This is a genomic window from Streptomyces sp. NPDC058796 (assembly GCF_042745235.1).
Lineage (GTDB): Bacteria > Actinomycetota > Actinomycetes > Streptomycetales > Streptomycetaceae > Streptomyces.
Genome location: NZ_JBHYOP010000013.1, coordinates 197,720 through 218,715 on the forward strand (window position 1 = coordinate 197,720; position 20,996 = coordinate 218,715).

The window sequence follows — 20,996 nt, forward strand, 5'->3', positions numbered from 1 at the left end:
TGGGTCGCGGCCCTGGGCCGGGGCCGTGTGGTGCAGCGGGGAACTTCGCTGGGCGCCGCTTTCGCCCGGTGCCGGGCATCACGCGGCCCGCGGTGGTGGCCGGCCGCGCACGTGGCCCGGGCTCGGCCCCTGCGTGGGTCACCGCCCTGAGCGGCGGCCATGGGCCACGGCCGGTCCGGCCGCTGCCCCTGGAGAGCCCCGCCGAGGCGGCAGCCGCCGCTCGCTACACCGAGCGCCCCCGCAGGGCGGTCCGCCACGCCGGGTCCTGCTCCACCGCTTCGGCCTCCTCCGGACGACCGCCACGCGCGAAGAACCCTGCGAGCGGCAGCACGGCGGCGCCCACGGTGACGGCGTCCGGCCCCAGGGTGCCGAGGTCGATGCGGACGCGGGCGGCGGGGTAGGCGAGGGCGTACGAGGTGGCGTGGGCCGTCACCGCGTCCAGGAAGCGCCGGCCCAGCTGCAGTCCGGCCCAGCCGCCGACCAGGATGCGTTCGGGCTGAAAGAGGTTGATCAGGTCGGAGAACCCGGCGCCCAGGTACTCGGCGGTCTCCTCCAGGACGGCGAGGGCGGTGGCATCCGGTTCCGGGCCCGTGCCCGCCGCGCCCGGCTCGGGGTACGCGGCCGCGAGCATCGCGGTGAGCGCGGTCTCCTCGTCCACGCCCGCGGGCGGCTGTCCTCCCGCCTCCGCCCAGCGTTGGAGCAACGCCTCCGCGCCCGCGTACGCCTCCAGACAGCCGAGGGCGCCGCAGCGGCACCGGCGCCCGCGCACCCGCACCGTCAGGTGCCCCCACTCCACGGCCCGGGCCGGGCCCATGTCGTCGTCGACGACGCAGGCGCCGACTCCGGAACCGAAGAGCACCACCGCGACGCTCTGCGCGCCCCGTCCCGAACCGAACCACATCTCCGCCTGGCCCAGCGTCCTGGCACCGTTGTCGATGTAGTAGGGCACCGTCTCCGGCACGGTCCGGGACTCGCGCAGCAGCCGCTCCAGGGGGACGGCGTCCCAGCCGATCGTCTGGCCGTGCACGACGGCACCGTCTTCCGGGGTCCTGGCGACGATGCCCGGCACGCCGATCCCGACGCCGAGCAGCCGCTCCGCCGCGATGCCGGCCTCGTCCAGCACCTGGCGGATGCCCTCGCGCACGTGCGTGACGACGACACCGACCTCGTAGCGGTCCAGACGGTTCGGGCCGTCGGTCTCCAGCGGACTCTCGACCCGGGCCAGTTCGGTGAGGGCGAGGTCGAAGAGTTCGACCCGTACCCGGGTCTCTCCGATGTCGACGCCGATCATGTAGCCGCTCCGCGCGCTGACGCGCAGCAGCGTGCGGGGACGGCCACCCGCCGAGTCGACGCTGCCCGCCTCCTCCACCAGCCCTTCGGCGACCAGCTCGGAGACCACGTTGCTCACCGAGCCCGAGCTCAGCCCGGTGGCCGGTCCCAGGGAGAACCGGCTGAGCGGCCCGTCGAAATACAACCGTTGCAATACCGCGGTGCGGTTCTCCCGCCGCAGGTCACGCACTGTACGGCCACTGCGCACTTTCACCCTGTCCCCTCGTTCCGAAGTAGTCACCGCAATCTACCTGTGGCCGAGCCCTTGACGCTCCCTTCCACCTGAAGCTTAACTCACAGCCTAAATTAAGCCCTGGCCGGGCCGGGCGCGGGACGCTGCCCCGGCCGCCCGCGACCACGGGCGACTCGTCATCTCCCGGAAGGCCTCTGGAGCATGCGCAGAATCAGAGCCGCAGCCGTCGGCGCCGTCACCCTCTCGTTCGCCCTCACCGTGGCCGCCTGCGGCGGGGGGTCGTCCGGCACCGAGGGTTCCAACGAGCAGCCGAAGACCCTCACCTACTGGGCCTCCAACCAGGGCGCGAACCTGGAGGTGGACAAGGAGGTCCTCCAGCCGGAGCTCGACAAGTTCGAGAAGGAGACGGGCATCGAGGTGAAGCTGGAGGTGGTGCCGTGGTCGGACCTCCTCAACCGCATCCTCACCGCCACTACCTCCGGCCAGGGCCCGGACGTCCTCAACATCGGCAACACCTGGAGCGCCTCGCTCCAGGCCAGTGGCGCCCTGCTGCCCTGGGACGCGGAGAACTTCGAGGCGATCGGCGGCAAGGACCGCTTCGTGGAGTCCGCACTCGGCTCCACCGGCGCCCAGGACCAGGACCCGGCCGCCGTACCGCTGTACTCCATGGCCTACGCGCTCTACTACAACAGGAAGATGTTCGCCGACGCCGGCGTCGAGAAGCCGCCGGCGACCTGGGAGGAGCTGGCCGAGACCGGCAAGAAGCTCTCCAAGGACGGGAAGTGGGGCCTGGGCGCCGAGGGCTCCAACCTGTCGAACAACATCCACCAGGTCTTCGTCCTCGCCAAGCAGCACGGCGCGGACTTCTTCACCGCGGACGGCAAGGCCGACTTCACCTCCGACGGCGCCGTGGCGGCGGTGAAGCAGTATGTCGACCTGATGGCCGAGGACAAGGTCATCGCGCCGGGCAACGCCGAGTACGCGCAGAACCAGTCCCTGAGCGACTTCGCCAAGGACAAGACGGCCATGGTGCTGTGGCAGACCGCGTCGGCCACCTTCGAGGCGCAGGGCATGAACGAGGACGAGTGGGGCGTGGCGCCCGCCCCCGTGCAGTCCGGCGAACCCGGTCAGGGCAAGGCCGCCAACTCCATGGTGGCCGGCATCAACATGGCCGTCTTCAAGAACACCAAGAACATCGACGGCGCCAAGAAGTTCGTGAAGTTCATGACCAGCGACGAGGAACAGGTCATCCTCAACAAGGCGTACGGCTCCATCCCGCCGGTCAAGGCAGCCCAGCAGGACCCGGCCTTCGACACCCCGGCACTCGCCGTGCTCAGGGACACCCTCGCCAACAGCGCCACCGCGCTGCCGCAGGTTCCCCAGGAGTCGCAGTTCGAGACCGTCGTCGGCACCGCCGTCAAGGAGCTCTTCGCCGACGCCGCGGCCGGCCGTGAGGTGACCACCGAGTCGGTGCGGGCAAAGCTCGAGAAGGCCCAGCAGCAGATGCCCGAGAAGTGAGCACGGACACCGCCATGACCACCACCGCTGCCCTCGACACCGGTGAGCGGACGGTACGGAAGGACGACCCCGGGGCGACGCCGCGCGGCCGCCGCCCCGGGCGGCTGCGCCGCGTCGGGCTTCCGTACCTGCTGCTGCTCCCCGCCCTGCTGCTCGAACTGCTGGTCCACCTCGTGCCGATGGTGATCGGCATCGTCGTCAGCTTCAAGGAGCTGACCCAGTTCTACATCCGCGACTGGGGCACCGCCCCCTGGGCCGGCCTCGACAACTACTCCCTGGCGGTCGACTTCGACGCCCCCGTCGGCGAGGCGCTGCTGAAGTCCTTCCTCACCACCTGCCTGTTCACCGTCCTGTCGGTCGGCCTGTGCTGGCTGCTCGGAGTCGCCGCGGCGGTTTTCATGCAGGAGACCTTCCGCGGCCGGGGCGTCCTGCGCACGCTGTTCCTCGTCCCGTACGCCCTGCCCGTCTACGCCGCCGTCATCACCTGGGCGTTCATGTTCCAACGGGACAACGGCCTGGTGAACCACGTGCTGCACGACCAGCTCGGTCTCACCGGCAGTCCCCCGTTCTGGCTGATCGGCGACAACAGCTTCGTCGCCCTGCTCGTCGTCTCGGTGTGGAAGGGCTGGCCGTTCGCCTTCCTCATCGTCATGGCCGGGCTGCAGAACATCCCGAAGGACCTGTACGAGGCGGCGGCCCTCGACGGCGCGGGCGTGTGGCAGCAGGTCCGCCGCATCACCCTGCCTGCGTTGCGTCCCGTCAACCAGGTCCTCGTCCTGGTGCTGTTCCTGTGGACCTTCAACGACTTCAACACGCCGTTCGTCCTGTTCGGCAAGGCGGCCCCCGAGGCCGCGGACCTGATCTCCATCCACATCTACCAGTCCTCGTTCCAGACCTGGAACTTCGGGACGGGCTCCGCGATGTCGGTGCTGCTGCTCCTGTTCCTGCTCGTGGTGACGGGCGCCTACCTCTGGTTCACCTCCCGAGGCCCCCGCGGAAGGAAGGCCACCGATGCCTAGCCCAGCCGTCCGCCGGCCCCGCTCCCCGATGGCCGCGCCGCGGTCCTTCCTGTGGAGCCGGCGGATCTTCCTGACGCTCCTCACCGTCTTCGTGCTGCTGCCGGTGTACGTGATGGTCTCCAGCTCGCTGAAGCCGCTGGAGGACGTGTCGGGGAAGTTCACGTGGGTCCCCTCGGGCCTGACCGTCCGTCCGTACTTCGACATCTGGGACACGGTCCCGCTGGCCGACTACTTCATGAACTCGCTGATCGTGGCCGGCGCGGCGACCGTCTGCTCCGTCACCGTCGCCGTGTTCGCCGCCTACGCGGTCAGCCGCTACACCTTCCGCGGCAAGCGCGTCTTCACGGTGACGGTCCTGTCGACGCAGATGTTCCCCGGGATCCTGTTCCTGCTGCCGCTGTTCCTCATCTACGTCAACGTCGGCAACGCCACCGGCATCGCGCTCTTCGGCTCCCGCGGCGGCCTGATCCTCACCTACCTCACCTTTTCGCTGCCCTTCTCCATCTGGATGCTGATCGGGTACTTCGACTCGGTGCCCAAAGACCTCGACGAGGCCGCCAAGGTGGACGGCTGCGGGCCGCTCGGCGCCCTCTTCCGGGTCATCGTGCCGGCCGCGGTCCCCGGCATCGTCGCCGTCGCCGTCTACGCGTTCATGACCGCCTGGGGCGAGGTGCTCTTCGCCTCCGTCATGACCAACGAGACGACCCGCACCCTCGCCGTCGGCCTGCAGGGCTACTCCACCCAGAACGACGTGTACTGGAACCAGGTCATGGCCGCCTCACTCGTCGTCAGCCTGCCCGTCGTCGCCGGCTTCCTGCTCCTGCAGCGCTACCTCGTCACCGGCCTCACCGCCGGCGCCGTCAAGTAGCCGCCGGGCCACCGCCGGCACCTCCGTCCCACTCGTCCCGCCCCTGAGAGGCCCCCTGTGTCCGAATCGCTCGACCTCGCCGCCTTCCCCGCCGACTTCGCCTGGGGCACGGCCACCTCCGCCTACCAGATCGAGGGCGCCGCCACCGAGGACGGCCGGGCACCGTCGATCTGGGACACCTTCTCCCACACCCCCGGCAGGGTCGCGGGCGACGACCACGGCGACGTGGCCTGCGACCACTACCACCGGTGGCCCGAGGACATCGCCCTGATGAAGCGGCTCGGCACCGACGCCTACCGCATGTCCGTCGCCTGGCCCCGCGTGCTGCCCGCCGGTGACGGCCCCGTCAACGCGGCCGGCCTCGACTTCTACGACCGCCTCGTCGACGCCCTCCTCGACGCCGGCATCACCCCCAACATCACCCTCTACCACTGGGACCTCCCCCAGACCCTCCAGGACCGCGGCGGCTGGACCGTACGCGAGACCGCCGAACACCTCGCCGACTACGCCTCCGTCGTCGCGGCCCGGCTCGGCGACCGCGTCACCCGGTGGGCCACCCTCAACGAACCGCTCTGCTCCGGCTGGATCGGCCATCTGGAGGGCCGCATGGCGCCCGGCCTGACCGACCTGACCGCCGCCGTGCAGGCCTCGTACCACCTGCTGCTCGCCCACGGCCTCGCCACCCGGGCGATCCGCGCGGCGGCCCCGGACGCGCGGGTCGGCCTCGTCACCAACCACTCCACCATCGAGGCCGGGTCGACCCGCCCGGAGGACATCGCGGCGGCCGGCCGCATGGACGGCCACACCAACCGCTGGTGGCTCGACCCCGTCTACGGCCGCGGCTTCCCCGCCGACATGCGCGAGCTGTACGGCGTGGACCTGCCGGAGCGCGCGGGCGACTTGGACACGATCGCCGCGCCGCTCGACTGGCACGGCCTCAACTACTACTTCCCGGCGACCGTCACCGACGACCCCCGGGGTCCCGTCCCGTACGCCCGTGAGATCCGGCTGCCCGACGTACCGCGCACCGGCATGGACTGGCAGATCGACGCCGGCGGCCTGGAGGCCCTGCTGCTGCGCCTGACCGACGACTACGGGGTCCGCGAGCTGTACGTCACCGAGAACGGCTCCGCCTTCCCGGACACCGTCTCACCCGACGGCACCGTCCACGACCCCGACCGCGCCCGCTACCTGGAGCAGCACGTGAACGCCTGCGCCCGGGCACTGCGCAAGGGCGCGCCGCTGGCCGGCTACTACGCCTGGTCCCTCCTCGACAACTTCGAGTGGGCCTACGGCTACGACAAGCGTTTCGGTCTGGTCCACGTCGACTACGCGACCCAGACCAGGACCGTCAAGACCAGCGGCCTGCGGTACGCGGAGATCATCCGCGCCCACCGGGAGTCCCACGCCTGACCGTAGCCACCCCCGGGGGGGTCAGGCGGACTCGCGTACGACCAGCTCCGGTTCGAAGACGAGGGTGCGGTGCTCGGTGCGGGTGCCCTCGACCTGTTCCCCGAGCATCCTGGCCATGGCCGCCGCCATGTCCTCCACCGGCTGGCGCACGGTGGTCAGCGGCGGCCGGCACGTCACGGCGATGCTCGAGTCGTCGAACCCGATGACGGCGACGTCCTCCGGTATGCGCCTGCCCAGTTCCCGCAGGACCTGGCAGGCGCCCTGGGCCATCAGGTCGTTGGCCGCGAACACGCCGTCCACGTCCGGGTGGTCGCGCAGCAGCGCGGCCATGGCCGCCGCCCCGCTGTCGAGGGTGAAGGCACCCTCGGCCACCGGCGGTCCGTCACGCCCGGCGCGGACCAGCGCGTCGCGGAACCCGGCGAGGCGTTCCCGGCCGGCCCGGAGCTCCGGCGGCGCGCCGATCACCGCGACACGGCGACAGCCGCGCGCCAGCAGGTGCTCCCCGGCCAGGCGTCCCCCCTCGTAGTGGTCCAGATCGACGCAACCGACCGGTGTCCGACGGGCCGGACATGCGAACAGCACCGTGGGGACACGGGCGGCCAGGAGCATGCCCGGCAAAGGGTCGTCCGGTTGCACGGAGACCACCAGCGCACCGTCCGTACTGCCCTGCCCCACGTAGTCGACCACCTGCCTCCTGGCCGCCTCCGACTCGGCGAAGAGCAGGACCGGCTGCAGCGTGCGTGCCCGGAGGTACCCCACGACCCCGTTGACGACGCGGCCGAAGAACGGGTCGGCGAACACGCGCCCGGCGAAGGCGTCACCCGCGCCGGAGACGATGAGGGCGACGGCTCCGGTGCGCCGCGTGGCCAAGGCCCGCGCCGCGCGGTTCGGGGTGTAACCCGTCCGTTCGATCGCGCTGCGGACCAGGTCCTGGATGCTGGGATCGACGTTGCGCACGCCGTTCACGACCCGCGACACGGTGGCGCGGGAGACCCCCGCCTCCCGCGCGACATCCTCCAGCGTCGGGGCCTGCCTGTTCATACGGGGAACTCTAACGCCGGGCGCTTCCACATCAATCGGCACGGTGGCCACACGCACAGCCGACCCTCGAACTTTGTTGCCCCACCACATGTGCGCCTGAGCTGCGGAGCCAAGGGGGCCCGCCGCGCACGGCTGGGAAGACCAACCCTGGACCGCCCTTTCGATCCGTGACCCTCTGAGCCGCCAGCGGGTCGGCGAGCACCGTACCTTTTGTGGGACTTCCGGCCCCATCAACTCAGCCGGCACGAGCGTGAAGCAGCTGAAGAGCATTCGTGCGGGTCAGCGACGCAATCCCTCGTATCGCCGCAAATCACCGCGCTGGCTGGTCTCTTCCGGGACAAGTGACCGCAGTGATCCACCGCTCGGTCCACTGCGACTCCGCATGGTGGTGCCGCAAGGCGCGGAACACCAAGTCAGCACGGGGGTCAGGACGGCACCGTCAAATCGTGCTGAGGCACGCGTGCCGGGGCGGCACGCGTTTCGACCGCCGCCGATCCCTGAGACGCCTGTCCATGAGCCGGCATGGTGGCCGCGCGCATAGCTGACCCCCGAACTATGTTGCCCCACCACATGTGCGCCTGACCTGCGGATTCCTACGGTATGGCGACACGCAAACGTCCCCGTCACACCCCAGGAAGTGGTGCCGATGTCGTCGCCCGCAACCGCTCCACCAGCACCGAACAAACTCAAGCGCATCGTCGCCGCGTCCCTCATCGGCACCACCATCGAGTGGTACGACTTCTTCCTCTACGGTTCCGCCGCCGCGCTCGTCTTCAACAAGCTGTTCTTCCCGGACTCCGACCCGCTGGTCGGCACGCTGCTGTCGTTCCTGACCTACGCCGTCGGGTTCGCCGCCCGACCGCTGGGGGCCCTGGTGTTCGGGCACTACGGTGACCGGCTCGGGCGCAAGAAGCTGCTGGTGCTGAGCCTGTTGATGATGGGCGGGGCGACCTTCGCGATCGGACTGCTGCCCACGCACGCGACCATCGGCACGGCCGCTCCCGTGCTCCTGACCGTGCTGCGGCTGGTCCAGGGCTTCGCCCTCGGCGGCGAGTGGGGCGGCGCCGTCCTGCTGGTGTCGGAACACGGGGACGCGCGGCGGCGCGGGTTCTGGGCGTCGTGGCCGCAGACGGGGGCGCCGGCGGGGCAGCTGCTGGCGACCGGTGTGCTGTCGCTGCTGACGGCCGTGCTGTCGGACTCCGCGTTCAACAGCTGGGGGTGGCGGATTCCCTTCCTGCTCTCCGGCGTACTGGTCATGGTCGGTTTGTGGATTCGTCTGTCTGTCGACGAATCGCCGGTGTTCAAGCAGGCGTTGGCCAAGGCCGAGACGCGGAAGACGAAGGCCGAGCCCATACCGCTGGTCTCCGTGCTGCGGCACCACTGGCGCGACGTACTGATCGCGATGGGCGCGCGGATGGCGGAGAACATCAGCTACTACGTCATCACGGCCTTCATCCTCGTCTACGCCACCACCGCCGCCGACGTCTCCAAGCAGACGGCGCTCAACGCGGTGCTGATCGCCTCGGCCGTGCACTTCGCGGTGATCCCGGCCTGGGGCGCCCTGTCGGACCGGATCGGCCGGCGTCCCGTGTACCTGCTGGGGGCGGCCGGGGTCGGGCTGTGGATGTTCCCCTTCTTCACGCTGATCGACTCCGGTCACTTCGGCAGCCTGCTGCTCGCGGTGACCGTGGGACTGGTGCTCCACGGTGCGATGTACGCGCCCCAGGCGGCCTTCTTCTCCGAGATGTTCGCGACCCGGGTTCGCTACTCGGGTGCGTCCATCGGCGCCCAGTTCGCCTCCGTGGCGGCCGGTGCGCCCGCCCCGCTGATCGCCACCGCCCTGCTGTCCGAGTACGACAGCTCCACCCCGATCTCCCTCTACGTCATCGCCTCGGCCGTGCTGACGCTGATCGCCGTGGGTGTGGCCAAGGAGACGCGGAACCGGGACCTCGCCGAGGTGGCGGCCTCCCGTGAGGACGCCGGTCCGGACGGGACCGAGGCGGCTGCCTCCCGAGCACCGGGGGCCCGCGCCGTCTGATCCGGCTCCCCGCTGACCCCCGTACGCCCGAGCGTACGGGGGTCAGTGCTGTGCCGGCATCGACAGGCGGTGGAGCCTGAGGGCCAGTTGTATCTCCAGTGCGCGCTCGGGGCTCTGCCAGTCGTCGCCCAGGAGACGGCCGACGCGTTCCAGGCGCTGGGCGACCGTGTTCACGTGGACGTGGAGCTCGTCCTTGGTGCGGGCGGGGCTCATGCCGCAGGTGAAGTACGCGTCGAGGGTGCGCACCAGTTCGGTGCCGCGCCGCTCGTCGTAGGCGACCACCTGGCCGATGGTGCGGTCGACGAAGCCGGAGACGTTCTGGTCGCCGGCCAGGAGCAGGCCCAGGAAGCCGAAGTCCTCGGCGGCGGCGCCGTCTCCGGAGCGGCCCAGCAGCCTCAGGGCGTCGAGGCAGCGCCTGGCCTCGGCGTAGGCGGTGGCCACGGCGTCCGGGTGGGCGGCGAGGTCCTCCACGGGGGCGGAGGCGCCGACGGTGACGGCCTCGTGCACGGCCGTGCCCAGGTGCCGGGCGGTGCGGCGGGCCAGGTCCGCGGCGCCGTCCCCGGTGGTGAGGGGAAGCAGCAGTACGGTGCCGCCGTCGCGCGCGGCGGCGAGGCCGTGCCGGGTCGCGGCGAGGTGGGAGGCCGCGGCCCACAGCCGTCTGCGCGCGTCCGCCTCCTGGTCGGCGTCGGGCGCGGTGGCGTCCAGGCGGGCGGCGAGCACGACGTGGGTGGCGGCCAGGTCGGCGCGCAGCCGTCGGGCGCGGTCTCCCAGCAGGCGCGGGTCGCGGTCCCGGGCGTCGAGCAGGTCGTCCAGGAGCTCGCCGCGGACGCGCTGCTCGGCTTCGGCGGCGGAGCGGCGGGCGAGCAGGAGGAGGGAGGTGACCATCGCGGCCCGCTCCAGGGTGAGCTGGTCGACCGGGTCGAGCCCCGGGTGACCGCGGAGCACCAGGGCGCCGAGCAGCTCGTCGCCGGCGGTGACGGCGGCGATCCAGTCGTCCTCGTGGCGCACCGCGTGACCCTCGGCGCGGGACGACTCCAGGGCGCGCGCCGGTGCGGCCGCGGCCTCGGTGAACTCGACGGTGCCGTCCAGCACCTGGGAGACGGCGGCGGCCACGTCGTGGACCCCGCCGCCGCGCAGCACGAGTTCGGCGAGCCGGTCGTGGACGTCGGAGGCGCGCTCGATGACGCCGCTGCGGTCGCGGATGATCTCGTTGGCCCGCTCCAGGTCGGCCAGGGCCGAGCGGGTCTCGGCGAGCAGGTTCGCGGTGTCGATGGCGGCCGCCGCCAGGGCGGCGAAGGAGCCGAGCAGGGCGATCTGCTCGCGTTCGAAGACCCGGGCGCGCCGGTCCGCGGCGAAGAGCACGCCGATGACGTGGTGGCCGAGCATGAGCGGGACGCCGAGGATGGCGACCAGCCCCTCGTCGCGTACGCCCGCGTCGATGGTGCGGGTGTGCTGGAAGCGGGCGTCCTTGAAGTAGTCGTCGGTGACGTAGGGGCGGGCGGTCTGGGCGACGAGGCCGCCGAGTCCCTCGCCCATGCCGAGCCGCAGCTGCTGGAAGCGGGCGGCGACCGAGCCCTCGGTGACCCGCATGTAGGTGTCGCCGCGGGCCGGGTCGTTGAGGCTGAGGTAGGCCACGTCGGTGCCGAGCAGGGAGCGGGCCCGCTGCACGATCGCGCGGAGGACGGCGTCCAGGTCGCGCAGCCCGGCCAGGTCGTGGGCGGTCTCGAAGAGCGCGGACAGCTCGGCCTCCCGCCTGCGCCTGCCCTCCAGCTCGGAGCGGACGCGCAGGGCGAGGTTCTTCGCCCGTTCGAGCGCGGCGATCCGCTCGGCCGGGCCTCCCTCCGCGCGGGCGAGGAGCACCGGCTGCTCGTAGGCGTCGGCGGAGGCGCCTCTGGCCAGCAGCTCCAGGAAGGGGGTCTCGACGGCTGCGGGCGCCGGTCGCGCCGCGGCACCGGCCGGTGCCGCCACGTCGTGGGCGTGGCGCTCGGCGGACTGCACGTGATCGCGGGACATGCTCACAGGATTCCCCATCGTGCGGCCGCCCCGGCAGCCCTGTGGAAAACCCGGGCCCGCCGGGGCGCCGCCGTGTTCGGTGCGCGGGCCGCCGCCCCGGTCAGTGGGCGGTCCAGCCGCCGTCCAGGACCAGCGACGTGCCGGTGACGAAGGAAGCCTGCGGGCCGCACAGGTAGGCGACGGCCTCGGCGACCTCGCCGGGTTCGATGAGCCGCCGCAGCGCGCTGTCCCTCAGCAGTACGTCGTTCAGCACCTGCTCCTCGGGGACGCCGTGGGCGCGGGCCTGATCGGTGACCTGCTTCTCCACCAGCGGGGTGCGTACGTAGGCGGGGTTCACGCAGTTGGACGTGACGCCGTGGGCCGCGCCTTCGAGGGCGGCGGTCTTGGAGAGTCCCTCCAGGCCGTGCTTGGCGGCCACGTACGCCGCCTTGTAGGCCGAGGCGCGCAGGCCGTGGACGGAGGAGATGTTGACGATGCGCCCCCACTCCTGCCCGTACATGTGGGGAAGGGCACCGCGGATGAGGCGGAAGGGGGCCTCCAGCATCACGGTGAGCACGGTGTGGAAGACGTCCGGCGGGAACTCCTCGATGGGGCGCACCAGCTGCAGGCCCGCGTTGTTGACGAGGATGTCGGTGCCGGCCGCGGCGCGTTCGGCGGCGTCCAGGTCGGTCAGGTCCAGGACGTGCGGTTCGACACCGCCCGCCAGGTCACCGCAGCTCTCGGCGAGCGCGTCCAGCCCGGCGGCGTCCCGGTCGACGGCTCTGACCTCGGCCCCGGCGGCGGCGAGCCGCTGGGCGCAGGCCCGGCCGATGCCGCCGGCGGCACCGGTGACGAGGGCGGTGCGGCCGCGCAGGTCGAGCGAGGAGGCGTGGGGGGCCGGGAGGACGCTGGGCGAGGTCATGACCCGACCCTAGGCAGGCCACCCCGCTCACCACATGTGGGCGGGCTCCATACTTCAGAGTGAACCAGTGGTGTCGAACCATGTGGGGGCGTCGGACAGTGCCTGCTTGATCCGGAACTGCCCGAACTCCCCGAGGTCCGGCAGGGCGTCCACCTCGAACCAGCCCACCTCCAGCGACTCGTCGTCGTTGACCCTGGCCTCGCCGCCGACGGCCCGGCAGCGGAAGGTGATGTCCATGAACTGGCAGACGTCCCCGTTGTCGTACGTGACGGGGCTGAGTGCCTGTGCGAGGACCAGCCGTTCGACGACGCACCGTACGGCGGTCTCCTCCTCCACCTCGCGCACGGCGCAGGCCGCGGGCTGCTCCCCCGGATCCGGGATCCCGCCGACCAGGGACCAGCGTCCGTTGTCCGACCGCCGGCCGAGCAGCACTCTGCCCTCGTCGTCGAAGACGACGGCGGTGACCCCGGGGAGCCACAGCAACTGGTGTCCGGCGGTGACGCGCAGGTCGCGGATGAAGTCGGGAGTAGCCATGGGTACGACCCTAACGGGCGGCCCGGACGCTCCCGCCGGTGTCGCGGGGCGTGCGGCGGGCGTACGGCTACACGCCACCGGCGCGCCGGTGGCGCACACCCGCGCCGACGGCCCAGCCGAGCCCGCCGGCCGCGATCAGCACCAGGGCGATCTCGGGGGCCACGCCCAGCCGGGTGGCGGGCGTCTCGGAGGAGCGCAGGGGCACCTCCTGGACCAGCGAGTCCGCCACGAACATACCGGTCTTCTGGGTGATCCTCCCGTCGGGCATGATGACCGCGCTGACGCCGCTGGTCACCGGCACGGCGACGGTCCGGCTGTGCTCGACCGCCCGGACGCGGGACATGGCGAGCTGCTGGTAGGTCATCTCGCTGCGGCCGAAGGTCGCGTTGTTGCTGGGCACCGAGATCATCTGGGCGCCGTCGGTGACCTCGGAGCGCACCGCCCAGTCGAAGGCGGCCTCGTAGCAGGTGACGAGCCCCACCTGGGTGCCGGCCATGGTGAACACGCCCGGCTCGGTGCCCCGGCTGAAGTCCTGGCTGACCATCGAGGTCCACTCGTCGTTGATCGCCCCGATGATCGGGCGCAGCGGCAGGTACTCGCCGAACGGCTGGATCTGCCGCTTGTCGTAGGTGTCGACGGGGCCCTTGTCCGGGTCCCACAGGATCTGCTCGTTGAGGAGCTTGCCGTCGCGTTCCACGACGCCGCCGACCGAGATGGGCACGCCGATCGCCTTGGCGGCCCGGTCGATGACCGCGCGGGCGTCGGGGTTGGCGAAGGGGTCGATGTCGGAGGAGTTCTCCGGCCAGAGCACGAAGTCGGGCCGGTCCATCTCGCCGGCCGCGACCTCGGCGGCCAGGCGCCGCGTCTCGCGCGCGTGGTAGTCGAGTACGGCTCGGCGCTGGGCGTTGAAGCCGAGGCCCGCGCGCGGCACGTTGCCCTGGACCACGGCGACGGTCGCGGTGCCGTCCTCCGCCTCGTCGCTGACCAGCGGGCGTGCGGCGACGGCGCCCAGGGCGGGTACGGCCACGCTCAGGAGGGCCACGGCCGCCGCGCTGCGGCGCACCCCGCCGGTGCGCCGTGCCCGGACGGCCAGGCGGACGGCCTCGTGGAGGCCGAAGCCGCAGAGCACCACCGCGAAGCCGAGCACCGGTGTGCCGCCGACCGCGGCGAGCGGCAGGAACACCCCGTCCGCCTGACCGAACGCGATCTTGCCCCAGGGGAAGCCCTCGAACGGCGCCCGCGCGCGTGCGGCCTCCCCGGTGATCCACAGCGCGGCCGCCCAAAGGGGCCACCCCGGCAGCCTCGACACCGTCGCGGCGCCCGCGCCGACCAGCGCCACGAAGACCGCTTCGATCGCGGCCAGGGCCAGCCAGGGGCCGGGACCCACCTCCACTCCGGTCCACACCAGCAGCGGCAGCAGGAAGCCGAGGCCGAAGAGATAACCGAGGCCGAGGCCCGCCTTCCAGCCGCGGCCGCGCAGCGCCCAGCCGAAGCCGGCGAAGGCGGGCAGGGCCAGCCACCACAGGGTGCGCGGCGGGAAGCTGACGTAGAGCAGCACTCCGGAGAGCGCGGCGACGACGGCCGGGAGGAGGCGCTGGAGCCGCGCGGCGGCGCGCGAGGAGCGTGTGTCCTGGGGTTGGGTCCGGTCCGACTCGCCGACGGAGGTTGCGGTGGCTGTCACCCCCCGGAGTGTACGGCGAGTGACCGCGCGGCCGACAGCACGGTCCCCGGCCGGCGGACGGCCCTGACGCCGGGACGGTGTGTTCAGCGCGCCGAGCCGGGGGCCTTCGGCCGCAGGCGGTCCTTGATGACCTGGACGGCCGCTTCCGCGTCGTCGACGGTGACGGTGAAGGTGTGGCCGTCCCACAGGCGCAGGACCAGGCCCTCCCCGCGGCGTACGACGACCGCGGTGCCCTTCTCCGGTCGCCAGCGGTAGCCCCAGCCGCCCCAGTGGCGCGGGGTGACGTGCGGGGCGAACTCGGCGCCGGCGACCTGGGAGAGGGGGATGCGGCGACGGGGCACGCCGATGTGGCCGCAGCGCACCTCGAGGCACTCCTCGTCGACCCTCAGCGCGACGTGTACGAAGGCGAGCGTGCCGAAGAGGACCAGCAGTCCCGCCGCGATGCAGCCGACGACCGCCATGGCCAGCGGGGCGCCGCCGGACTCCCAGGCCGATTCGACGGCCAGGGCGATGCCGAACGCCAGGCAGGCGGCACCGATGAGGGCCAGCAGCCACTGGACCCGGTTGGTGGCACGTCCGGTCCAGACGTGCGGTGGGGGGATGCTCTCGCCGTGGCGACGCCTCATGGATATGAGGTTACTCAGGTTTCGCCGCGCCGGTACCTCGTCGCGCAGGGTGACTGGGCCGACCGGGCGGCCCGACGGTCAGCGCGCCGGCGTGACCGCTCGCAGCAGCCGGCCCTCGTCGTAGGCGAGTGCGGCCGCGGGCAGCGTGCCCTCGCGTCCGCTCAGGAGCACGGTGAGGGTGCCTTCGGCCGGCGCGCCGGGGTCGGGACCGGCCCCGATCCGGCGCAGCGCCTGGGTGGCGACCGCGCCCGCGGAGCCGTGCAGGACCAGGCGCGGCCCGTCGGGGCGCTGGACGGCGGCCCGGATGCGTTCGGCGACCAGTTCGTAATGGGTGCAGCCCAGGACGACGGTCGTGACGTCGTCGGGCGTCAGGGCGGCAGCGGCGGCGACGGCCGCGTCGATCGCCGTCTCGTCCGCGTGCTCGACGGCGTCGGCGAGCCCCGGGCACGGCACCTCGGTGACCTTCGCGTCCCCGGCGAACTCCTTGATCAGGTTCCGCTGGTAGGCGCTGCCGGTCGTGGCGGGTGTCGCCCAGATCGCCACGGGGCCGCCGCCGGACGCCGCGGGCTTGATCGCCGGGACGGTGCCGATGACCGGCAGTGCGGGTTCGAGGCGGGCGCGCAGCGTGGGCAGCGCGTGCACGGTGGCGGTGTTGCAGCCGACGATGAGGGCGTCCGGGCGGTGCGCGGCGGCCGCCTCGGCGACGGCGAGGGCCCGTCCGGTGAGGTCCTCGGGGGTGCGCGGGCCCCAGGGCATGCCGTCGGGGTCCAGGGAGAGGATGAGATCGGCGTCCGGTCGCAGGCGCCGTACCGCGGCGGTGGCCGCCAGCAGACCGATTCCGGAGTCCATGAGCGCGATCTTCACCCGGCCACCATAGTCGATGGGCCGTCGCGGGCCCCTGCCGTGGGGCAGACTGCGCACGTGAGCGCCGATGTGTGGACTGCCGTCGTGACCGTCGTATCCGCCCTCTCGTTCGCCGCCTGGCTGTGGCTGCTGCTCGCCCGGGGCTTTTTCTGGCGTACCGACGTCCGGCTGCCGCCCCAGGAGGAGCCGGCGGTGTGGCCCTCCGTCTGCGTCGTCGTGCCGGCGCGCGACGAGGCGGCCGTCCTGCCCGCGAGCCTGCCGTCCCTGCTCGCCCAGGACTATCCGGGGCGGGCGGAGGTCTTCCTGGTCGACGACGGCAGCACGGACGGCACGGCGGACCTGGCGTGCGAGCTGGCCCGGCGGCAGGAGGGGCTGCCGCTCACCGTGGCCTCGCCGGGGGAGCCGCCGGCCGGGTGGACCGGCAAGCTGTGGGCGGTGCGGCACGGCATCGGTCTGACCCGGGCGCGTGAGCCCGAGTACCTGCTGCTGACCGACGCCGACATCGCCCACGCGCCGGACAGCCTGCGCCGGCTGGTGGCGGCGGCCCGCACCGGTGGTTTCGACGTCGTCTCCCAGATGGCCCGGCTGCGGGTGGAGAGCGTGTGGGAGCGGCTGGTCGTGCCGGCCTTCGTCTACTTCTTCGCGCAGCTGTACCCGTTCCGGTGGATCGGCCAAAGCCGGGCCGGGAGCGAGGGGACGGACGGGCAGAGGAGGACGCGCACGGCCGCCGCGGCGGGCGGCTGTGTGCTGCTGCGCGCGGACGCCGCCGAGCGGGCCCGGATCCCGGACGCCATCCGGCACGCCGTCATCGACGACGTGGCCCTCGCCCGGGCGGTCAAGGGCGTCGGCGGGCGGGTCTGGCTGGGCCTGGCGGACGGGGTGGACAGCGTCCGTCCGTATCCGCGGCTGCACGACCTGTGGCGGATGGTCTCGCGCAGCGCGTACGCGCAGTTGCGGCACAACCCGTTGCTGCTGGCCGGGACGGTGGCCGGGCTGGCGCTGGTGTACCTGGTGCCGCCGGCGGCGGTGGTCGTGGGCGCGGCGACGGGCGGCACGGCGGCGCTCGTCCCGGGCGCCGCCGCCTGGCTCGTGATGGCGGGGACGTACGCGCCGATGCTGCGGTACTACCGGCAGCCGCTGTGGCTCGCCCCGCTGCTGCCGTTCACCGCCTTCCTCTATCTCCTCATGACGGTCGATTCCGCGGTGCGGCACTACCGGGGGCGCGGCGCGGCCTGGAAGGGCCGGACCTACGCCCGTCCGGACGCCGTGGCCGACGAGGGCTGAGCGTCCGGGCGGTGCGGGCCGAACGTCCGCCCGAGGGATGTCACTTCCGGCCGGGGGTCCAGTTCATGCCCCACCCGTAGGCGTGGTCGACGGTCCGCTGCGGGCTCACCCCGCGCTCCGGCACGAGGTAGCGGGCTTCGCGCTGGACGACCAGGTCGTTGCCGTCGGCGGTGATCAGCGCGAGGGCGCACACCGTCGAGGGGACCGTGCACTCGTCGAGCGAGAAGTCGATCGGGGCGCCGTACTGCGGCTGGAGGGTCACCGTGGCGTGCAGGTCGGCGAAGGAGCGGGCGCCCTCGTAGATGGTGACGAAGACGAGGACGCGCCGGAAGTACTGCTTGTGGTCGAGGTTGATCGTGAGGTTCTCCCCGGTCGCCACGGCCCCGGTGCGGTCGTCGCCGTCGAGGTGGATGAACGGCGGCCGGTCGAGGGCACCGTAGGCGTTGCCGAGCGCCTGGACGACGCCCTTGCTGCCGTCGGTGAGTTCGTACAGGCAGCACAGGTCGAGGTCGAGGTCGTCGTGCATGGCGACCGGGCGGCCGAGTTTGCGGGCCCATCCGGAGAACTGCTTGCGCACCTCCCAGTTGAGGTTGACGCGCATGGCGCCCGAGGTGCCTCCCTGCTTGGTCAGCGAGACGGAGGGAGCGGCCTTGGTGAGCGTGACCTTGGTCAGGCGGACCGGCTCGGCGGGGGGCGCCGTCGGCGGGGTGGCGGCCGGCCTGGACGCGGGCGGCGGCGCCTGCGGGGCGGCCGGTGCCTGCGGGGCGGCCGGGGGCGCCTGCTGCGGCTCGTCCACCGAGATGCCGTAGTCGGTGGCCAGGCCTTCGAGTCCGCTGTCGTAGCCCTGGCCCACGGCACGGAACTTCCAGGCGCCCTGGCGGCGGTAGAACTCGCCGAGCACGAAGGCCGTTTCCACGGTCGCGCCGGGATTGTCGAAGCGGGCGGCCACGGTGTTCCCGGCGGCCTCCCGGACCTCGATGTACAGGTCGGGGACCTGCCCGAACGCCCCGCCGTCGGTGGAGGCGGCCAGGATCACCGTCTCGATCGTGGGCTCCACGCGCGCGAGGTCGACGAGCAGGCTGTCGGTGACCCGGCCGCCGGAGTCCCGCTTGCCCTCGTGGCGTACCGCGCCGGAGGAGTGCGCCGGCTGGTTGTAGAAGACGAAGTCCGCGTCGGACCGGACCTTACCGCCCACCAGGAGCAGCGCCGAGGCGTCCGCGTCGGGTACTCCGGGGCCGGTCCGCCAGCCCAGTTCGACCCGGAGCGCCGTCGTGGGCACCGGGGTGTTCGAGCCTTTCGACATTGACATGTCCGCCCCCATCACGTGGAACCGAGCCGGGCCGAGTCCCGGCGGTTCGCCTGGTTTTCCGCGCCCAACCTATTCCCCGGCCGTCCGTCCTTCACGAGAGGTACGGGAAGAGGTCGGGACAACCGCCGGTAACCCGCCCGGAACTCGGCCTTTACCCCAAGATCACGCGGCGTGTCGCCCCGTTTTCGCCAAATTCGCTCGCATTGGTGATGCCAGGTCACTGCGGACACGGAAAACAACCCTCTTATCGGTCTCCCCAACCAGCACATCGTGGGCTTAACTTATGTGCCATGACCTCCCCCCGCTCCACTTATGGTGGCGGCTACTACTCCGCCTCCTTCCCGGACACCCCGATCTACGACTCGCTCGTGGCCGAGCGGGGCACCCCGCAGATCGCCCCGATCCGGGTCCCCGCCGCGTACGACGCGCCGGGCAGCCACCTGCCCGCGCTCCCGTCGGCTCTGCCCGCCCTCCCGGCCGGTCCCTCCCAGCCCTCCTACGGATATCCGCAGCAGGCGCCGCAGCCCGCCCCGCTGCAGCAGGCGCCCGCCGCGTACATCCCGCACCAGGCGACCGCGCCGCGTGGGTACCCCGGGCCCCAGCAGCCTCAGCCTCAGCCTCCGCGCCCGGCCGCGCCCGGCCCCGCCGGGTACGAGGCGATGCGCCCCGCGGCTCCCCGGCCGGCCCCGGCGCCGTACCAGGACCCGTACAACCAGCAGCAGTACCGCGGCTACTGAGCCGTCCCCGGGACTGTCGGTGCCACCTGGCACGATGGCTCCATGGGGAACGCGCGACTTCAGTCGATTCACGTCCACCCGGTCAAGGCGTCCCGGAGCCTGTCGCTATGGGAGGCTGTCGTGGAGCCCTGGGGGCTGGCCGGAGACCGCCGCTGGATGATGGTCGACGACGGGGGAAGGGTCGTCACACAACGCGGGCGGCCGCGCATCGCCCTGGCCGCCGCCGAGCCACTGCCCGGCGGCGGCGTCCGGCTGTCCGCGCCCGGCCGGGAACCGCTGACGGTGCCCGTTCCGCGTGCGGGGGCCACCGTGCCGGTGCAGATCTTCCGGGACAAGGTGGAGGCGGTTCCCGCCGAGGACGAGGCGGTCCACGCCTGGTGCAGCGACTTCCTCGAAGCGGACGTCCGGCTGGTGCATCTCGACGATCCCGCCACGCGCCGTCCGGTCGACCCGCGCTACGCCCTGCCGGGCGAGACCGTCACCTTCGCCGACGGCTTTCCGCTGCTGCTGACCACGACGGCCTCCCTCGAAGCCCTCAACGCCCTGATCGCGCGGGGCGAGCACGCCGGGGAGGGCCCGCTGCCCATGGACCGCTTCCGGCCCAACGTGGTCGTCTCCGGCACCGAGGCCTGGGCCGAGGACGGCTGGTCCCGCGTCACCGTGGGCGACGTGGCCTTCCGGGTCGCCAAACCGTGCGGGCGCTGCGTGGTGACGACCACCGACCAGGGCACCGCGGAGCGCGGCCGGGAGCCCCTGCACAGCCTCGGACGGCACCGCCGCGTGGACGGCAAGCTGGTCTTCGGGCAGAACCTGGTCCCGCTCGGCCGGGGCACGATCCGGGTGGGTGACCCGGTGCGGATCTCCGGATGACGTTCCGTTCGTCGGACGACCGGTTCCGGTCACTGGCCGGGGAGGGGGAACCCGGTCCGCGACCCGCGCGTTGGGCTTCGTGAGAGGTTCGTGGGAGAAACCCGGCGGGGAGCGGGAAGGGGGCGCGGATCGTGCGGGCGATCGCAGGGCTCTGGCGCTGGCGGCACAATCCGCTGTGCCGTCCGACGGACCTGGCCGAGGGGTGGGTGGCCCTGGCCGGACTGCTGCTGATCCTGACCGCGGCTCCCCTGGCCGGTGCGCTCGTGGGCGGCTCGGTCCAGGACACGCTGCAGCGGTCGGTCCGCGAACAGCACGAGTCCCGGTACCGGGTGACGGCCACCGTGGTCCGTCCCCTGGAGCGTCCACCACTGACCGTCGATCCGGAGGGTGCCTCCGGCGGGGGCCTGCGCAGCCGGGTGCTCGCCGACTGGACCGCGCCGGACGGCTCGCGGCACGAGGCCTCCCTCACGGCGGGCCTCGACGACCCGGCCCCCGGCGACCACTTCGCGATATGGACCGACGGGCAGGGCAGGGCGGTGCCCCGCCCGCTGGACGCCGCGACCGCGACGACGCACGCCGTGCTCGCCGGGACCGGCGCCGGACTGGCGGCCGCGGCCCTGGTCGAGGCCGGCCGGCGGATCGCCGTCCGCCGCATGGTCCACCGCCGCCACGCCCGCCTGGAGCGCGAGTGGGAGCGGGCCGGTCCGGACTGGGGCAGGACCGGCGCGGACAGTTGACGGGCTTCCGCCTCCGGTCAA

18 protein-coding genes are annotated in these 20,996 nt (G+C 72.7%); 9 read left to right on the forward strand and 9 right to left on the reverse strand.

Features of this window, described 5'->3' with window-relative positions; genetic code table 11:
* Positions 1 to 223: 223 nt before the first annotated feature.
* Positions 224 to 1,543: an ROK family protein gene (locus tag ACFW47_RS29740; protein WP_386307644.1), complete on the reverse strand. Its 1,320-nt coding sequence runs from the start codon at positions 1,541 to 1,543 to the stop codon at positions 224 to 226.
* A gap of 180 nt (positions 1,544 to 1,723) precedes the next feature.
* Between ACFW47_RS29740 and ACFW47_RS29745 the strand changes: the two genes are divergently transcribed.
* From ACFW47_RS29745 to ACFW47_RS29760, 4 genes are read left to right on the forward strand one after another with little or no spacing between them, the layout of a single operon-like run.
* Complete coding sequence (locus ACFW47_RS29745; protein WP_386286573.1) at positions 1,724 to 3,040, forward strand: ABC transporter substrate-binding protein; 1,317 nt, start codon at positions 1,724 to 1,726, stop codon at positions 3,038 to 3,040.
* A gap of 14 nt (positions 3,041 to 3,054) precedes the next feature.
* The gene (locus ACFW47_RS29750) at positions 3,055 to 4,059 is read left to right on the forward strand and encodes a carbohydrate ABC transporter permease (protein WP_386307646.1); all 1,005 of its coding nucleotides are present in this window, start codon (positions 3,055 to 3,057) and stop codon (positions 4,057 to 4,059) included.
* A gap of 28 nt (positions 4,060 to 4,087) precedes the next feature.
* A complete protein-coding gene (locus tag ACFW47_RS29755) occupies positions 4,088 to 4,927 on the forward strand; it encodes a carbohydrate ABC transporter permease (protein ID WP_386307672.1) in 840 nt (279 codons plus the stop codon).
* 57 nt (positions 4,928 to 4,984) lie between these two features.
* The gene (locus ACFW47_RS29760) at positions 4,985 to 6,340 is read left to right on the forward strand and encodes a GH1 family beta-glucosidase (RefSeq protein WP_386286577.1); all 1,356 of its coding nucleotides are present in this window, start codon (positions 4,985 to 4,987) and stop codon (positions 6,338 to 6,340) included.
* A 21-nt stretch (positions 6,341 to 6,361) separates the two neighbouring features.
* Here ACFW47_RS29760 and ACFW47_RS29765 read toward each other — a convergent pair whose 3' ends face one another.
* Positions 6,362 to 7,381 carry a LacI family DNA-binding transcriptional regulator gene (locus ACFW47_RS29765; RefSeq protein WP_386307648.1) on the reverse strand — a complete coding sequence of 340 codons (1,020 nt, stop codon included), beginning with the start codon at positions 7,379 to 7,381 and terminating at the stop codon, positions 6,362 to 6,364.
* 646 nt (positions 7,382 to 8,027) lie between these two features.
* Between ACFW47_RS29765 and ACFW47_RS29770 the strand changes: the two genes are divergently transcribed.
* On the forward strand, positions 8,028 to 9,419 hold the full coding sequence (locus tag ACFW47_RS29770) for an MFS transporter (protein WP_386307649.1): 1,392 nt from the start codon (positions 8,028 to 8,030) through the stop codon (positions 9,417 to 9,419).
* Positions 9,420 to 9,461: 42 nt separating this feature from the next.
* On the opposite strand, the gene ACFW47_RS29775 is transcribed toward ACFW47_RS29770, so the two are convergent.
* The 6 genes from ACFW47_RS29775 to ACFW47_RS29800 all read right to left on the reverse strand — a co-directional run bounded on the left by ACFW47_RS29775 (position 9,462) and on the right by ACFW47_RS29800 (position 16,038).
* Positions 9,462 to 11,432 (reverse strand): helix-turn-helix domain-containing protein, encoded by a 1,971-nt coding sequence (locus ACFW47_RS29775; protein ID WP_386286582.1) that lies wholly within the window; start codon positions 11,430 to 11,432, stop codon positions 9,462 to 9,464.
* 100 nt (positions 11,433 to 11,532) lie between these two features.
* Positions 11,533 to 12,333, reverse strand: coding sequence for a 3-hydroxybutyrate dehydrogenase (locus ACFW47_RS29780; RefSeq protein ID WP_386307650.1), 801 nt, complete (start codon positions 12,331 to 12,333; stop codon positions 11,533 to 11,535).
* A 54-nt stretch (positions 12,334 to 12,387) separates the two neighbouring features.
* Positions 12,388 to 12,867 (reverse strand): NUDIX domain-containing protein, encoded by a 480-nt coding sequence (locus ACFW47_RS29785; protein ID WP_386307651.1) that lies wholly within the window; start codon positions 12,865 to 12,867, stop codon positions 12,388 to 12,390.
* A 67-nt stretch (positions 12,868 to 12,934) separates the two neighbouring features.
* Positions 12,935 to 14,548 (reverse strand): apolipoprotein N-acyltransferase, encoded by a 1,614-nt coding sequence (gene lnt, locus ACFW47_RS29790; protein WP_386307652.1) that lies wholly within the window; start codon positions 14,546 to 14,548, stop codon positions 12,935 to 12,937.
* 83 nt (positions 14,549 to 14,631) lie between these two features.
* A complete protein-coding gene (locus ACFW47_RS29795; RefSeq protein ID WP_386286590.1) occupies positions 14,632 to 15,174 on the reverse strand; it encodes a hypothetical protein in 543 nt (180 codons plus the stop codon).
* A gap of 78 nt (positions 15,175 to 15,252) precedes the next feature.
* Positions 15,253 to 16,038: a glutamate racemase gene (locus ACFW47_RS29800; RefSeq protein WP_386286592.1), complete on the reverse strand. Its 786-nt coding sequence runs from the start codon at positions 16,036 to 16,038 to the stop codon at positions 15,253 to 15,255.
* Between the two features lie 39 nt (positions 16,039 to 16,077).
* Here ACFW47_RS29800 and ACFW47_RS29805 point away from each other — a divergent pair, with 39 nt between their 5' ends.
* Positions 16,078 to 17,322, forward strand: a complete 1,245-nt coding sequence (locus ACFW47_RS29805; protein ID WP_386286594.1) for a glycosyltransferase — start codon at positions 16,078 to 16,080, stop codon at positions 17,320 to 17,322.
* A gap of 40 nt (positions 17,323 to 17,362) precedes the next feature.
* Here ACFW47_RS29805 and ACFW47_RS29810 read toward each other — a convergent pair whose 3' ends face one another.
* Positions 17,363 to 18,625 (reverse strand): TerD family protein, encoded by a 1,263-nt coding sequence (locus tag ACFW47_RS29810; protein WP_386286638.1) that lies wholly within the window; start codon positions 18,623 to 18,625, stop codon positions 17,363 to 17,365.
* Between the two features lie 296 nt (positions 18,626 to 18,921).
* On the opposite strand from ACFW47_RS29810, the gene ACFW47_RS29815 reads away from it, so the two are divergent.
* The 3 genes from ACFW47_RS29815 (at position 18,922) to ACFW47_RS29825 (ending at position 20,975) form a co-directional block, all read left to right on the forward strand.
* Positions 18,922 to 19,368: a DUF6643 family protein gene (locus ACFW47_RS29815; RefSeq protein WP_386286595.1), complete on the forward strand. Its 447-nt coding sequence runs from the start codon at positions 18,922 to 18,924 to the stop codon at positions 19,366 to 19,368.
* Between the two features lie 42 nt (positions 19,369 to 19,410).
* On the forward strand, positions 19,411 to 20,238 hold the full coding sequence (locus ACFW47_RS29820; RefSeq protein ID WP_386307654.1) for an MOSC domain-containing protein: 828 nt from the start codon (positions 19,411 to 19,413) through the stop codon (positions 20,236 to 20,238).
* A 131-nt stretch (positions 20,239 to 20,369) separates the two neighbouring features.
* Positions 20,370 to 20,975 carry a hypothetical protein gene (locus ACFW47_RS29825; protein ID WP_386286599.1) on the forward strand — a complete coding sequence of 202 codons (606 nt, stop codon included), beginning with the start codon at positions 20,370 to 20,372 and terminating at the stop codon, positions 20,973 to 20,975.
* Positions 20,976 to 20,996: the final 21 nt, after the last annotated feature.

What these genes read in the sequence shown, in the direction of transcription:
- ACFW47_RS29785 (WP_386307651.1), bottom strand. Translation starts at nt 12,867, where the DNA reads ATGGCTACTCCCGACTTCATCCGCGACCTGCGCGTCACCGCCGGACAC.
- ACFW47_RS29780 (WP_386307650.1), bottom strand. Translation starts at nt 12,333, where the DNA reads ATGACCTCGCCCAGCGTCCTCCCGGCCCCCCACGCCTCCTCGCTCGAC.
- ACFW47_RS29810 (WP_386286638.1), bottom strand. Translation starts at nt 18,625, where the DNA reads ATGTCGAAAGGCTCGAACACCCCGGTGCCCACGACGGCGCTCCGGGTC.
- ACFW47_RS29815 (WP_386286595.1), top strand. Translation starts at nt 18,922, where the DNA reads ATGACCTCCCCCCGCTCCACTTATGGTGGCGGCTACTACTCCGCCTCC.
- ACFW47_RS29745 (WP_386286573.1), top strand. Translation starts at nt 1,724, where the DNA reads ATGCGCAGAATCAGAGCCGCAGCCGTCGGCGCCGTCACCCTCTCGTTC.
- ACFW47_RS29775 (WP_386286582.1), bottom strand. Translation starts at nt 11,432, where the DNA reads ATGTCCCGCGATCACGTGCAGTCCGCCGAGCGCCACGCCCACGACGTG.
- ACFW47_RS29770 (WP_386307649.1), top strand. Translation starts at nt 8,028, where the DNA reads ATGTCGTCGCCCGCAACCGCTCCACCAGCACCGAACAAACTCAAGCGC.
- ACFW47_RS29795 (WP_386286590.1), bottom strand. Translation starts at nt 15,174, where the DNA reads ATGAGGCGTCGCCACGGCGAGAGCATCCCCCCACCGCACGTCTGGACC.
- ACFW47_RS29765 (WP_386307648.1), bottom strand. Translation starts at nt 7,381, where the DNA reads ATGAACAGGCAGGCCCCGACGCTGGAGGATGTCGCGCGGGAGGCGGGG.
- ACFW47_RS29755 (WP_386307672.1), top strand. Translation starts at nt 4,088, where the DNA reads ATGGCCGCGCCGCGGTCCTTCCTGTGGAGCCGGCGGATCTTCCTGACG.
- ACFW47_RS29750 (WP_386307646.1), top strand. Translation starts at nt 3,055, where the DNA reads ATGACCACCACCGCTGCCCTCGACACCGGTGAGCGGACGGTACGGAAG.
- ACFW47_RS29820 (WP_386307654.1), top strand. Translation starts at nt 19,411, where the DNA reads ATGGGGAACGCGCGACTTCAGTCGATTCACGTCCACCCGGTCAAGGCG.